This window comes from Actinomadura sp. 1N219, assembly GCF_044326405.1.
Lineage (GTDB): Bacteria > Actinomycetota > Actinomycetes > Streptosporangiales > Streptosporangiaceae > Spirillospora.
The window spans coordinates 1304951-1318756 of sequence record NZ_JBIRAY010000001.1 but is presented as its reverse complement, the minus strand read 5'-3'; the positions used below and the strand labels follow the sequence as shown (position 1 = coordinate 1318756).

General features: G+C 72.8%; 12 protein-coding genes. 7 read left to right on the top strand and 5 right to left on the bottom strand.

What is annotated here, in order from left to right:
• Window positions 1–17 precede the first annotated feature (17 nt).
• On the top strand, window positions 18–938 hold the full coding sequence (locus ACH35V_RS05915; RefSeq protein ID WP_395970489.1) for a hypothetical protein: 921 nt from the start codon (window positions 18–20) through the stop codon (window positions 936–938).
• A gap of 6 nt (window positions 939–944) precedes the next feature.
• On the opposite strand, the gene ACH35V_RS05910 is transcribed toward ACH35V_RS05915, so the two are convergent.
• Both ACH35V_RS05910 and ACH35V_RS05905 read right to left on the bottom strand, forming a co-directional pair.
• Window positions 945–1109: a hypothetical protein gene (locus ACH35V_RS05910; protein ID WP_395970488.1), complete on the bottom strand. Its 165-nt coding sequence runs from the start codon at window positions 1107–1109 to the stop codon at window positions 945–947.
• A gap of 107 nt (window positions 1110–1216) precedes the next feature.
• The gene (locus ACH35V_RS05905) at window positions 1217–2782 is read right to left on the bottom strand and encodes a Rieske 2Fe-2S domain-containing protein (protein WP_395970487.1); all 1566 of its coding nucleotides are present in this window, start codon (window positions 2780–2782) and stop codon (window positions 1217–1219) included.
• 313 nt (window positions 2783–3095) lie between these two features.
• Here ACH35V_RS05905 and ACH35V_RS05900 point away from each other — a divergent pair, with 313 nt between their 5' ends.
• The 6 genes from ACH35V_RS05900 (at window position 3096) to ACH35V_RS05875 (ending at window position 8505) form a co-directional block, all read left to right on the top strand.
• Window positions 3096–3920: a sensor histidine kinase gene (locus tag ACH35V_RS05900; protein WP_395970486.1), complete on the top strand. Its 825-nt coding sequence runs from the start codon at window positions 3096–3098 to the stop codon at window positions 3918–3920.
• Window positions 3917–4564, top strand: coding sequence for a response regulator transcription factor (locus ACH35V_RS05895; protein WP_395970485.1), 648 nt, complete (start codon window positions 3917–3919; stop codon window positions 4562–4564). Before ACH35V_RS05900 ends, ACH35V_RS05895 begins: the two co-directional genes overlap by 4 nt.
• A 97-nt stretch (window positions 4565–4661) precedes the next feature.
• Window positions 4662–5555, top strand: coding sequence for a cytochrome P450 (locus ACH35V_RS05890; protein WP_395970484.1), 894 nt, complete (start codon window positions 4662–4664; stop codon window positions 5553–5555).
• A gap of 153 nt (window positions 5556–5708) precedes the next feature.
• Window positions 5709–7094: a sensor histidine kinase gene (locus tag ACH35V_RS05885; RefSeq protein ID WP_395970483.1), complete on the top strand. Its 1386-nt coding sequence runs from the start codon at window positions 5709–5711 to the stop codon at window positions 7092–7094.
• 45 nt (window positions 7095–7139) lie between these two features.
• Entirely contained in the window at window positions 7140–7805 is a 666-nt protein-coding gene (locus tag ACH35V_RS05880) for a response regulator transcription factor (protein WP_138646131.1), read from the top strand.
• A gap of 91 nt (window positions 7806–7896) precedes the next feature.
• Window positions 7897–8505 carry a two-component system response regulator gene (locus ACH35V_RS05875; RefSeq protein WP_395970482.1) on the top strand — a complete coding sequence of 203 codons (609 nt, stop codon included), beginning with the start codon at window positions 7897–7899 and terminating at the stop codon, window positions 8503–8505.
• 20 nt (window positions 8506–8525) lie between these two features.
• Here the strand turns inward: ACH35V_RS05875 and ACH35V_RS05870 are convergent, their stop codons facing one another.
• Genes ACH35V_RS05870 through ACH35V_RS05860 form a run of 3 tightly spaced genes read right to left on the bottom strand, consistent with a single transcriptional unit; the run spans window position 8526 to window position 13754 of the window.
• On the bottom strand, window positions 8526–10028 hold the full coding sequence (locus ACH35V_RS05870; protein ID WP_395970481.1) for a protein kinase: 1503 nt from the start codon (window positions 10026–10028) through the stop codon (window positions 8526–8528).
• Between the two features lie 22 nt (window positions 10029–10050).
• A complete protein-coding gene (locus ACH35V_RS05865; protein WP_395970480.1) occupies window positions 10051–11718 on the bottom strand; it encodes a serine/threonine-protein kinase in 1668 nt (555 codons plus the stop codon).
• A gap of 35 nt (window positions 11719–11753) precedes the next feature.
• Complete coding sequence (locus ACH35V_RS05860) at window positions 11754–13754, bottom strand: protein kinase (RefSeq protein WP_395970479.1); 2001 nt, start codon at window positions 13752–13754, stop codon at window positions 11754–11756.
• Between the last annotated feature and the right edge of the window lie 52 nt (window positions 13755–13806).

Genomic DNA, 13806 nt, shown 5'->3' with positions numbered 1-13806 from the left:
GGCCGGGAAAGGACAGCATGGATTTTCGGGACGTCCGGTTCAGGATCACAGCCGTCGCCGCGGCGGTGATGCTGGCCGCGGGGTTCCTGCTCTACCTGCGCGCGGGCGCGTCCGGCCACGAGCCCTACCGGGGGCCGCTCGCCTCGCCCGGCACGCCCGCGACGGAGCCGGGCGGGACGCGCCGCATCGCGCTGAACACCGAGCCCGCCGACTACCCGCGGCTGCGGGCGCTCGGCTACGACCTCGTGGACGTGAAGCCCGACGACGCGCTCGTCGCCGGGGTCCCGGACGGGATGCGGGCGATGCTGTGGGTCGGCAACTTCACCTGCGGCGACTTCGAGCTCGACTTCGGCTCGTTCACGCGGGCCGTCCAGCGGTTCGGCCGCAACCCGAAGGTCTACGGCTGGTACCTGTCGGACGAGCCCAACCCCGGCGAGTGCCCCGAGATCACGAAGGAGATCCGCCGCCGCGCCGACTACATCCGGCAGCACGCACCAGACCAGATCTCGTTCATCTCGCTCACCGACTGGCCGATGAAGACGCTTACGCCGGACCGCGTCGGCGTCGACCTGGTCGGCCTCGATCCCTATCCCTGCAAGGGCTCGGCGGAGGCTCAGGAGCGCTGCGACATCGGGGCGATCGACCGGATGGTCCGGATGGCGGAGGCCGCCGGCATCCCGCGCTCCCGGGTCGCGCCCGTCCTGCAGACGTTCGGGCAGAGCTGCTCCAGCGGCGACAAGCAGTACTGGCTGCCGACGCGGGAGCAGTTCCGCGAGATCCTCGCCCGCTGGGACCGGCTCGCGCCGCGTCCCCCGCTGGAGATCTCCTACTCCTGGGGCCACCAGGACGAGTGGGCCTGCCCCACCCTCTCGGACGCCACCGGCGGCGACCACCCCGACCTGCAGAGCCTCCTGAAGGCCCGCAACAAAGCGGGCTGACCAGGGCTAATTCTCACCCGGGTTATCGGCCACGGCCGGATGACCAGATTCGGACGACGGGACGGGAAAGTCCATCGACCCGAGCTTCAGCGCCAGGACTTCCATCACACCGATGACGAGAACGAACGCGACGGCCAGCAGGCCGAGCCGCGTCCGGTTCAAACCGCGCACTCTTCATTCCCCCAGACAAGCAGGCAAGAAATCTAACACGAGACGACGTATAACCCCATGTCAGACACGCTCTACTTGTCGCGGAGGATTACCCGCCGAAAGGTGATTCAGGTCACTTTCCGGCTCGTGAGATTGGCGGCGCGCGCGTTGACGCATTCGCCGGTCGCGAGATCGAAGGCGAAGTTGTGGGCGAGGCAGTGGATCCGGCCGTCGCGGACGACGGCGCCGACCGACAGGTCCTCGCCGGCGTGCGGGCAGTAGCGGGGGATCTCGTAGCGGGCGCCGTCGCTGGAGACGGTGATCCGCTCGGACTCGTCGCGTCCGGTCTCGTACGCCTCGACGGCCTGCAGCGCGGGCGCGTTGGCGTGCTTGAGGAGGCCGACGAGGTAGTCGTTGTAGACGTCGGGGTCGCGGTGGAGGCTGAGGCGGAACGAGATGAGCAGGTCCTCCCACGCCAGCCGGCCGGCGAGGACGCCGTCGAGCCACCGTCCCGCCGTGGTGATCCGGTAGTCCGGGCGGACGGCCGGGGACGACTCGGATACCGTGAGCCCGTCCGGGGAGAAGTCCACGTCCCAGACGCCGCCGTTCGGGCCGGTGACCTCGAACTGCACGGTCATGGAGATCTGCCGCAGGAAGTAGTCGCTGAGCCCGCCGAGATACTCGAAATGGGCGGTGAACCGGTCGAACAGGTCGGGACCCGGCTCTGGGTGCTGCGCCATGACCTCGGCGATGGCGGGCGCGCGGTCGGCGGCGTACCGCTTGAGGTAGTCGCCCCGGTCGGCGTCGGCGAAGGAGAACTCCGCCGAGACGGGGTCGCGGGTGATCTCGCCGGTGTCGAGGTCGATGGCGTCGCCGGGTTTGAAGGAGTCCCAGAGCTGGTTCGGCAGGTGCTCGCGCAGCCACTCCGTGGCGACCTCGGGATCGCAGAACGCGCCGTCCTCCTGGCCGAGCACCCAGTTCAGGTGGTCGACCTCCGCGTCCAGGAAGCAGGGCGGCCCCGCGAACGGGACGGCCAGCTCCGGCGCGGTCTGCCGGACGAGCCGCTGCACGGAGCGGAGCTTCGACACCCGCTTGTCCATGGAGATCTTCGCCATCTCCTCGGCCGGGTACCGGTAGCAGATCGGGTGCCAGGACGCCCCTGACGTCTGCACCGCCATCAGGTCGAGCCGTCCGCCCGCCAGGTGCTTGGCGCGGCGGGCCTGCGCGGCGGTGAGCCGGGCGTCGTTGCCGTGCAGGACCCCGCGGCCGTCCGCGACGATGAGAAATGCCGCGTCATGGCACATCGGCGAGAGCTCCGGAATCGCCGTGATCCAGGAACCCCGGGTGTCGAGCGGGAATTTCTCCCACGCCGTCAATTCGATCACCTGGCGGCCGCCCGCCGCGTCCGCCATGCGCTCGCGGAAGGCCGGTCCCGGATAGCGCGGAATGAGGATTCGGGTCCGGGCCGGAAGCCGGTCCAGGACCCACGGGTCGAAATGATCTAGGTGCTCGTGCGAGACGGCGACGTAATCCGCGTCGAGCAGCGGGACGAGATCGAGGTGATCGTTTCTCGGATACTGGTGCCAGGCGCCGAGAAAAGCCCCCGTTGGAGCGAGCCACGGGTCCGCGAGCAGGTGAAACGCCGCCGCGTCCACCGCCACCCCCGCATGCCCGAGAAATGTGACCTTCGGCATGTGCAGACTATCTCTCAGCCGGCCCGGCGGCACACCCGCCGGAATGCGCAACGGGGCTACGCTGTCGGCATGAAGAAAGGCGGCGCGGAGACGACGGAGGAACCGAAAATGCTCGGGCCGACGCGCCGTCAATCAAAATGGTTCACCCACTGCAGCGCGTGTCCGGTTCTGGACAGAAAGTGGTTGGGTCCGGCCAATTTGTGGACAGCGCGCGTATCCGGGGACAGCGTCTAAGACGCTGCTGGAATAAGGTATGGGGGAACTCATGGACAACGGGTGGTGTCGGCCGTCTCCGATGGCCGCTCCCGCAGGCGTGAGATCGCTCGCGGGAATCGGCCCCTGGGAGCTCAGGACCGGTGACGGGCTCTCCGCCGCCGGCGAGACGGCCGCCGCCGATGACGACGACGCCGACGACGAGCCGGCGGCGAGCGGGGCGAACGTCCTGTCGCGACGGCGGCTCCGGCACGACATCCGCCACGAACTCGGCACGATCATCATGCTGGCCTCGGCCGTCGTCGTCGCGGACGACGTCGGCGACACCAGCAGGGCCCGCATCGAGCAGCTGCTCGGCGAGACCCGGTGGCTCGACCATCTGCTGCGCCAGCTCGACGACGACGCGGACGGCGGGCACGCCGACCGGCCGCCGCCGACCCCGGAGCGGATCCAGGTGCACGACCTCACCGCCGAGATCGTCACCGGGATGCGGCTCGCCACCCCGCACGAGGTCTGCTTGAGCGGCGGCGAGGCGTGGGCGCACATGGACCCGGTCGCGCTGTGGCGCGCGGTCCGCAACGTCCTCGACAACGCCTGCCGCGTCGCGGACGGGCGCGTCGACGTGCGGGTCGAGGCCGACCAGGGCTGGGTCGTCATCCAGGTCGACGACGACGGCCCCGGATTCGGCGCGACCCCGCGTCCCGGCAGGCCGGGGCCCGCGCGGCGCGGGCTCGCGTCGCTGGGGCTCGGGATCGTCCACGACCTCATCTCCGGTTACGGCGGCAGCCTGGAGATCCGCACCTGCGAGATGGGCGGGGCGCGCGTCCGGATCCTGCTTCCGGCGGCGCCGCCCCCCGACCCGGCGGGCATACCCGCCGACGCGCACGCCGACGTCCACGCCGACGACTGGCGGCGCCATCCATGAGGGTGCTCATTTGCGACGACCATGCGGTCTTCGCGGATTCGCTGTCCCTGGTCCTGGCGGACGCCGGGCACGACATCGTCGGGGTGGCCTACTCCCCGGCCGAAGCGATGCCCCTGCTGCGGATCAGGCAGCCGGACGTGGGCCTGATCGACCTGCAGTTCCCGTCCGACACGGCGCTCGACTGGATGCCGAGGCTGCGCGCCGCGTCCCCGCGCACGAAGTTCGTCGTCCTCAGCGGGTTCCTCGAGCAGGCGGTGCTGGACGACGGGGTAGCGGCGGGCGTGCGGGGATTCGCGGACAAGGGCCAGCAGGCCGGCGACATCCTCTCCGTGCTGGAGCGCGTCGCCGACGGCGAGGTCGTCGTCCGCCAGCCGACGAGGCGGGGCGGGACGCGCCGCCGCAGCCAGGCGCAGCAGGTCGCGCGTTTCCTCACGCCCCGCGAGCGGGAGGTGCTGACGCGGCTCGCGCGCGGCGAGTCGACGCAGGCGCTCGCCAAGGCGATGGGGGTGACGCGCAGCACCGCACGCAGCCACGTGCAGAGCGTGCTCAGCAAGCTCGGCGTGCACTCGCAGCGGGAGGCGGTGATCGAGGCGGCCAGGCACGGCCTCGTCAGCGTCGAGACCGGGGAGTGGCTCGCCGGCTGACCCCCTTCGCGACGCGTGCGTCTAACGGACGGCCGAATCCGGACCTTTCAGGGTCAGGGCGGGACACGTTAGCGTCCGTCTTGCAGAGGAGGTTCCCATGCCTCAACGGCGAGGCGCGCTGCCCATCACCGACGCCGGGGTGGTCGACTGCGCGGACGCCTACGCGCGCGGCGTCCCGTTCGACCGGCTGGAACGGCTCCGGGCCAAGACCCCGGTGGTCTGGCTGGACGGCCGCATGGCCGACCGGCCCGGCTCCTGGGGCGTGCTCCGCTACGCCGACGTCCACCACGCCCTCACGCACCCGGAGCTCTTCGCGCCGCAGGGGGACGGGATGCTGCACGGCCCCATCACCGCCGACCTCCCGGACACCGGCGCCGTCCCCGACAGGCCCGCCCCCGCCCCCATCGACATGGACCCGCCCGCGCGGGCCATGCTCGCCCGCGTCCCGTACGGCGAGACGGTCGACTTCGCCGGCGAGGTCGTCCGCGACCTCCCCGAAACGCTGCGGAACACCCTCGCCGGCGGCCTCTTCGCGCTGCTCCGCCACCCCTCGCAGTACGTCCGGCTCCAGGAGGCGCGGTGGGACGAGCGGCTCCTCGACGCCGCCGTCGAGGAGATGCTGCGCTGGTGGACGCCCGTCCTCCAGGTCTGGCGCATCGTGCAGCGCGACACCGTCATCGGCGGCGTGCCGCTGCTCGCCGGCGAGCGCGTCACGCTCTGGCTCGTCTCCGCCAACCACGATGAGGACGTGTTCCCCGACCCCGGGCAGTTCCTGCCGGACCGGTTCGTCCGAGGTGCCCGATCCCATCTCTGCTTCGGTTTCGGGTTCCGTGCCTGCCTGGGGGCGCGGCTCGCCCGCGTGCAGTTGCGGGCGCTGCTCGACGCGCTGCTTGAACGTCCTGGGCTGCCGCAGATCGTGGGCGAGCCGGTGATGCTGCGGTCCAACGCCCGGCACGGCTTCGAGCGCCTCCCCGTCCGATGGACGCGCTGACCGGCCCGCGCGCTGACCGGCCCGCGCGCTGACCGGCCCGCGCGCTGACCGGCCCGCGCGGTGACCGGCCCGCGCGGGTACGTCCCGAGGAGTACGGAAGCTGACTCCCCACGGCCGACGTGCACCCTGACCTCGATGACTTAACGTTCAGACATGAGCACTTCACCGCCGCACGGCCCGGGTCATCGTGGGGGGACGACCCCCCACACCCCCCGGAACGACGCGGGGAGGCCGCACTGGCCGAGTCCGGCCGCCTGGCCGGTGTGGGTCGTCCCGGCCCTCCTGGCGTTCGTCCAGGTGTTCGGGTCGATGGGCGCGCAGCACGGCGGGGGGCGGCAGGGGTCCGGACCGCCGTGGGCGGACGGCGGCGGCGCCGACCCCGGCGTCGGCCACGCCGACCTCGACGCCCTCGGATTCGGCCTCCTGCTGGCCGGCCCGGCGCTGCTCCTGCTGCGCCGCCGGAACCCGGTGTTCACGCTGGCCGCGGTCGGAGCGGTGACCGCGCTGTACCTGCTGCGCGCCTACCCCTACGGGCCCGCGCCGTTCTCCCTCGGCGTCGCGATGATGGCCGCGGTCGTCGCGGGGCACCGGCTCGCCGCCTGGGCCGGGACGGGCGTGGGCCTGGCCGCCTTCTTCGGCCTGTCCGCGCTGATCGGCGTCCCGGAGCAGGAGCGCGGCAGCGGCTGGTTCTCGCCCCAGGAGCCGAGCGCCGTCGCCGCGACGTTCGTCACCGCCTGGGCGCTGGTCGTGCTCGTCACGTCCGAGCTGCTCCGGATGCGCGCCCAGCGGGCCGCCGAGACGGCCCGCACCCGCGCCGAGGAGGAGCGCCGCCAGGCCAGCGAGGAACGGCTGCGGATGGCCCGCGAGCTGCACGACGTCCTCGCCCACAACATCTCGATGATCAACGTGCAGGCGGGGGTGGCGCTGCACCTGATGGACGAGAACCCCGAGCAGGCCCGGACGGCGCTCGCCGCCATCAAGGAGGCCAGCAAGGACGCCCTCACCGAGATGCGCGGGGTGATCGGCGCGCTGCGGTCGCAGGGCGAGACCGCGCCCCGCACCCCCACCGCGGGCCTCGGCGGGCTGGACGACCTGCTCGCCCGCGCCCGCGCCGCCGGGCTCCGCGTCGACGCCGAGATCACCGGGGACCGGCGTCCGCTGCACGCGGGCACCGACCTCGCCGCGTTCCGGATCGTGCAGGAGTCGCTGACGAACGTGAGCCGCCATGCCGGTCCAGGCCCGGTGACGGCGCGGGTCCGCATCGCCTACGGTAAGCACGAGATCGTGGTGCAGGTCGACGACGACGGCCGGGGGGTGTCCCTCCTGGACGACCCGGGCGGCAGCGGCAGCGGGATCAGCGGCATGCGGGAGCGGGCCGCCGCGCTCGGCGGCTCGTTCGAGGCGGGGCCGGGGCCGGGCGGCGGGTTCCGCGTCCGCGCGACGCTCCCCATGGAGGCGGGACCGGAGCCGGACGGACCGGAGCCGGGCGGGCCGCCGTCCGCAGAACCGGACGGCGCGTCCACCGTGAGAGAGGACTGACCGGACATGCAGGTCTCTGGTGGCTCGCCGGACGCGCGGGCCTCGATGATCAAAGTGCTGCTGGCCGACGACCAGGTGCTCGTCCGGGCCGGTTTCCGCGCGCTGCTGGACGCGCAGCCCGACATCGAGGTCGTCGGCGAGGCGAGCGACGGCGAGGAGGCCGTAGCGCAGGCGAAGCGGCTGCGCCCGAGCGTCATCCTGATGGACATCCGCATGCCGGGCCTGGACGGCCTGGAGGCCACCCGGCGGATCGCGTCCGACGACCGGCTCGACGGCGTGAAGATCGTGATTCTCACCACATTCGAGCTGGACGAGTACGTGTTCGAGGCGCTGCGCGGCGGCGCGAGCGGGTTCCTCGTCAAGGACACCGAGCCGGTCGAGCTGATCCACGCCGTCCGGGCCGTCGCGGACGGGGACGCGCTGCTGTCGCCGTCGGTGACCCGCAGGCTGATCGCCGAGTTCGCCGCGCGGGCCAAGGAACCCGCGCCCTCGCCGCGCCTGAACGCCCTGACCGAGCGGGAGCGGGAGGTCATGGCGCTGGTCGGCGAGGGCCTGTCGAACGAGGAGATCGCGGCCCGGCTGGTGGTCAGCCCGGCGACCGCGAAAACCCATGTCAGCCGGACGATGGTGAAGCTCAACGCCCGCGACCGGGCGCAGCTCGTCGTATTCGCCTACGAGTCCGGGCTGGTCAAACCCGGCTGGCTGCCCTAGAAATTCTTACTCCGGGACGATTCACTGTTGTCGTCCGAACGGTCATGGCAGGGTGGACGGCAGAGGCCGTCGTTTGACGTAAGGGAGTCCGGTGCCGAGCGACACGAGGATCCTGGCCGTCGACGACCGCGAGGAGAACCTGACCGCCCTCGCCGCCGTGCTCGACGCGCTGCCGGTGGAGGTCGTGCCGGTCACGTCCGGGCAGGCCGCGCTGAAGGAACTGCTGAACGACGACTTCGCGCTGATCCTGCTCGACGTCGTCATGCCCGAGATGGACGGGTTCGAGACCGCGGGCCACATCAAGTCCCGGCCCCGCACCCGCGACATCCCGATCATCTTCCTCACCGCGGGCGGCGAGGCGGGCGAGCAGGCGTTCCGCGGCTACGCGGCCGGCGCGGTCGACTACCTGACCAAGCCGTTCGACCCGTGGCTGCTGCGCGCGAAGGTGTCGGTGTTCGTCGAGCTGCACCGCCGCAACCTGCAGCTCAGGCGGCAGGCGCAGCTGCTGCGCCAGACCCTCGCCGAGGGCGACGGGGAGGCGGTGCTGGCGGGCGGCGAGCGGCTGCTGTCGGCCCTCGACGAGCGCGTCAAGCTGATCGAGGAGGACGTGGCCCGGCTCCAGGCCGGTGAGCCCGCCGCCGACCTCGACGCGCACGTCGCCGACCTCCGCCTCGCCCTGGACGCCCTGTCCCCCGGCTGATCCCCCGCGGCTGATCCCCCTCAGCGGGCGCCGAGCACGGCGGGCTGGACGCGGATCACCGGGCTCGGCAGCGCCGCCGGGGCTTCGGCGCCCGTCCGCAGCTTGCCGCGCAGGATGAACGCGCCCACCAGCACCGCCGCCACGACCAGGACCACCGCGATCGTCACGACCACCAGCGTCTTGCGTCGCTCCGCACGCCCGGCGGGCCCCGCGGGACCGGCGCCCCGCAGGGACGGCGGAGGCGGCTGCTGCCAGTTCGCGTACTGCTGCGGCTGCTCCCACGGCGGAGGCGTCTGCGGCGGAAGGCCCGGCTGTGCCGGCTGGCCTGGCTGTAGGCCCTGGGAATGCGGCTGAGCGTGCGGCTGGGACGGCGGCGGCGCCCACTCGGTCTCCACGAACGTCCGCGCCTCGGGATCGTGCCCGGGACGGGGAGGCTGGTGATGCGCCCCGTTCTGCTGCCGCCCCTGACCCGGACTCTGGCTCTGGCCCGGACTCTGGCTCTGGCCCGGACTTTGGCTCTGGCCCTGACCGGGGTTCTGGTTCTGGCTCAGGGGCCGGCTCGTGGGCCGGAACTGGCCGGGGTCGCGGCGGGTCGGCGGGTTCAGGTCGTCCGGGTCGAGGACGGTCTCGGACGCGTCGTCCGTCCGGGTGGGCAGGAAGCGGCCGGACGGCTCGTCCGCCACCGTCTCCTCGACCTGCGCCGCGGGCGGGGGCAGCAGCGCCACGCGGGTGAGCAGCGGCTGCGCCTGCGCGGCGGTCATCCGGTTCACCGGCTCGCGGGCCAGCAGGCCGTCCAGCACGTGCGCGAGCGGGCCCGCGTTGCGCGCGGGCGGGACCGGCTCGGTCAGCGCGGCCTGCAGCGACGCCATCGCGTCCGACCGCTCGTAGGGGGAGCGCCCCTCGACGGCCGCGTACAGGGTCGCGCCCAGCGCCCACAGGTCGGAGGCGGGCACCGCGCGCTCGCCCTGCGCCCGCTCCGGCGGGATGTAGGCGGGCGATCCCATGACCAGGCCCGTCTGCGTGAGGGTCGCGTCGCCCTCGACCTGGGCGATGCCGAAGTCGGTGAGCACGACCCGGCCGGTGTCGGTGATCAGCACGTTGCTGGGCTTGACGTCGCGGTGCAGGATGCCCTTCTCGTGCGCGTGCCGGAGCGCCCCGAGCATCTGCAGCCCGATGTCGGCGACACGGCGGTGCTCCATCGGCCCGCGTTCGAGGAGGTCCTGGAGGGACGGGGCGAGGACCAGCTCCATCACGATCCAGGGCCGGTCCGACTCCTCGACCACGTCGTGGACGGTCACGACCCCGGAGTGGTTCAGCCGCGCCGACGCCCGCGCCTCCCGGAACGTCCGCTCGTACAGGACGCCCCGCTCGCTGTCGTTGAGGCCGGGCGGGAGCACGACCTCCTTGACGGCGACCTCGCGGTCCAGCATGACGTCGAAGGCGCGCCACACGGTGCCCATGCCGCCCCGCCCGACGACCGAGTCGAGCCGGTAGCGGTTACCGAGCAGACGTGGCTGTGCCATGGCTAGAGGGTCCCCCCACTGGTCATCCCACCCCGGAGGGACGGAACGTGTCGAGCACATTCTTCACGAGTGCCTCGTTCTCGTTCCACTGGGACGCGGGAACCGCAACCACCACAGCATAGGGGCGGCCATTGAAGATCACACCGCGATCGCGCGCCCGGGTGACGCCGCCGTCGCGCCACCACGAGAACTCGATGTCAGCGGCGGGCACGCCGCCGACGCTCGTCCGCTCGATCTCGCCGATCCGGCGGAAACCCGTCAGTTTCCCGTCGGCGATGGCCTCCTGCTCCCAGGTGACCCAGTGCTCGTACGGGTCGCCGGACCATTGCGTCCGGTCGACCTGCACGTAGGCGCTGGACCCGGGGGCGAGCCAGATGACGCTCTTGCCCCGCTCCGACCGCCGCCAGCCGCGCGGGACGGCGATGCTGAAACCGGGGCCGCTCGCCTGGACGAGACCGTCCGGGAGCGGCGTGTCGCCCGTGCTGGGCGGGGACGAGGCCGGTGTCGTGGGCGTGTTCGGGACGGACTGCTCAGTCGCGGGCGGCGACGGCTGTACCTTGGCCTGCTTGCCGCTGGACGATCCGTCCGGCCACAGCAGGAACCCGGCGACGGCCAGGACGGCCGCCGCCGCGACGGCGCCCGCGAGAATGGGCAGCAGAGGAGAACGCTTCTGCGAACCGGCGGGCGGCGGCGTGTGTCCGGGCGTCCACTGGGTGCCGGGCCCCGGCGGGAACTGCGCGGTCATGCCCGCCATGCCGGCCGTGGTGTCCGGGATCGGAACCGGCACTGGAATCGGGGCCGGAACCGGGGCCGGGGTCGCGTCCACGGCCGTTGCCGTATCCGACACGGTCTGGACGGCGGCGAGGTCCGCGGCGGCCTGGCCGGAGGCGATCGCGGTCAGGGCCTCCTCGGCCCGCTCGCCGCTCAACCGCCGGACGGGGTCGCGTTCCAGCAGGCCGGTGAGGACGGGCGCGAGCGGCCCCGCGTTCCTCGGCGGCGGGACGTCCTGCGTCATCACGGCCGCGAGGACCGCCATCGGATCACTGCGATGGTGCGGCGCGTGCCCCTCCGTCGCGGCGTAGAGGGTGGCGCCGAGGGCCCACAGGTCGGACGCGGGGATCGCCGGGTCGCCGTTGACGCGCTCCGGCGACATGTACGCGGGCGACCCGATGAGCAGCCCGGTGCCGGTGAGCGTCGCGTCCCCGGCCAGCTGCGCGATGCCGAAGTCGGTGAGGACGGCGCGGTCGCCGTCCGCGACGAGCACGTTGGCGGGCTTGACGTCCCGGTGCAGGATGCCGATGGCGTGCGCGGCCCGCAGCGCGCCCGCGATCTGCCGCCCGATCGCGGCGGCGCGGGCGGGCGGCAGCGGGCCGTCCTCCTCCACGATCTCCTGGAGGGAACGGGCCCGGACCAGCTCCATGACGATCCACGGCCGGTCGTCCTCGTCCACGACGTCGTGGACGGTCACGACGCCCGGATGGTTCAGCCGCGCGGAGGCGCGGGCCTCCCGCAGCGTCCGGCGGTGCCGGTTCTCGCGCTCGCCGTCGCTCAGCCCGGCGGGCAGGACGACCTCCTTGACCGCGACCTCCCGGTGGAGGGTCTCGTCGTGGGCCCGCCACACCGTGCCCATGCCGCCGCGTCCGACCACGGATTCGAGCCGGTACCGGCCCGCGAGCACGCGATCTGGCATCAACACGGCCCTTCGTCAGTCGTCGTCGGTCGTCGTCAGTCTTCGGCGGGCTTGAAGAAGCGGTAGACCGGCTGGAGGTCGGCGCGGACCTTGCTCCAGTCCTTGTCGGGGGCGCAGAGGAGGATGGCGTAGCCGTGCCCGCTCGCGACGAAACCGCGGTTGAGGACGTGCATGCGGCCGCTCTTGCCCGCGTAGGTGAACTCCCAGTCGGCGGAGTCGTCGCCGTCTCCGGTGTCGGGGACGGGCGGCTGGTCGCCGGTCGGCGCGATCCTGATCTTCTTGTAGCCGGGGAAGCCGGGCCCCTGGCGTTCCTGCCGCTTCCAGTCGTCGATGGCGCTGTCGCCGGGGTCGTCGGTCTGGTCGATCTGGAAGTAGACCTTGCGGTCGGGCGAGTAGAAGAAGTCGCCGCCCTGCTTGCGTTCGGGTCCGCTCCATCCGCTCGGGACGGGCACGGAGTAGCCGCTGCGGTCCTTGTGCATCCGGAAGCCGGCGGGGAGCCCCGCGCTGGGCTTGGCCGAGCTGGGCGGAGCGGACTGGCCCTTGGTCTTGGTCGCCGGGGTGGTGGCGCTCCCCTTGCGGGCCGGCTTCTCGCCGCCCCCGCCGCCGTTCGCGAGCGCGATGCTCGCGACGACCACGATGACGAGCAGCGCCACCGCGGCGACGATCAGCACGTTGCGGTTGGACGCGAGCGCGGGACGCCCGGCCGGGTGCGTCGTCGGCGGGAAGTGCGTCGTCGAGTCGGCCGGCGGCCCGCCCTCGGACGCGGTCGGCTGCGTCCGCGGGCCGGGGCGCCAGGACGAGACGCGGTCGGGATCGGGAGCCGTCTCGCCGGGCCCGGCCTGCGCACCGCCCTCGGCGGCGTCCCCGGACTTGCCCGCCCTGCCCGACTGCGTCGCGGACCCGGAGACGGCGGACGGCAGGTCGAAACTGGTGAGCTGGTCGGGGCGTGCGTCGGGGGTCTCCGGACGGGGCGTCCCGCCGACGGGGTCGAGGCTCGTCTGGCCGCCGGGGTCGTCCATCTCGGCGGGGATCGGCTGGTCGGGCGCGTACGTCTCGGGGTACGGCTCGGCGTAGGCCTCCCCGTACGCCTCCGACTCGTACGGTTCCGGCCCGTACGTTTCCGGCCCGTACGCGTCCGACGTCGTCATCTGGGGGCCGGGGTACTCGACGGCCATCGTCCGCTGCGTGTCGACGGACTCCCGGCGGACGATCTCGTCCAGCAGCGCGCCCGCCTCGATCGCGTCCATCCGCTCGTCGGGGTTCTTGCGGAGCAGGCCGTCGATGACGGGGATGAGCCGGCCGCCCTTCTCCGGCGGGTCGGGCTCGTCGGAGATCACCGCTACCAGCGCGGCCATCGGCTCGGACCGCTCGAACGGCGACTTGCCGTTCACCATCGCGTACAGGGTGACGCCGATCGACCACAGGTCGGACGCCGGGCCGGCGACGCGGCCGCGGGCCCGCTCCGGCGCGATGTACGCGGGCGACCCCATGACCAGGCCCGTCTGGGTGAGGGTGGCGTCGCCGGAGGCGGTGGCGATGCCGAAGTCGGTGAGCACGGCGCGCTCGCCCATCCGCCCGGCGCCGGTGATCAGCACGTTGCTCGGCTTGACGTCGCGGTGCAGGACGCCGGCCTGGTGCGCGGCGTGCAGCGCGGCGAGCATCTGGCGGCCGATCTCGGCGGCGCGGTGGACCTCCAGCGGGCCCTCCTGCTTGATCACCTGGTCGAGGGAGCGGGCCCGGATGAGCTCCATGATGATCCAGGGGCGGTCGTCCTCCTCGACGACGTCGTAGACGGTGACGACGCCGGGGTGGCCGAGCCGCGCGGCGGTGCGCGCCTCACGGAACGTGCGCTTATGGTGCACGGCGCGTTCCTCATCGGTGAGACCATGCGGGAGGATGACCTCCTTCACCGCGACGTCACGACCGAGGACCTCATCGTGCGCCTGCCAGACCGTCCCCATGCCGCCGCGCCCCACCTGGGTGACCAGGCGGTAGCGGCGGGCGAGCAACCGCTCACCGTTGGGTTCACTTGGCATATCCGCGACCATATCGACTTTTGCTGACAACCTTGGACCGAGCTTGCAAGCC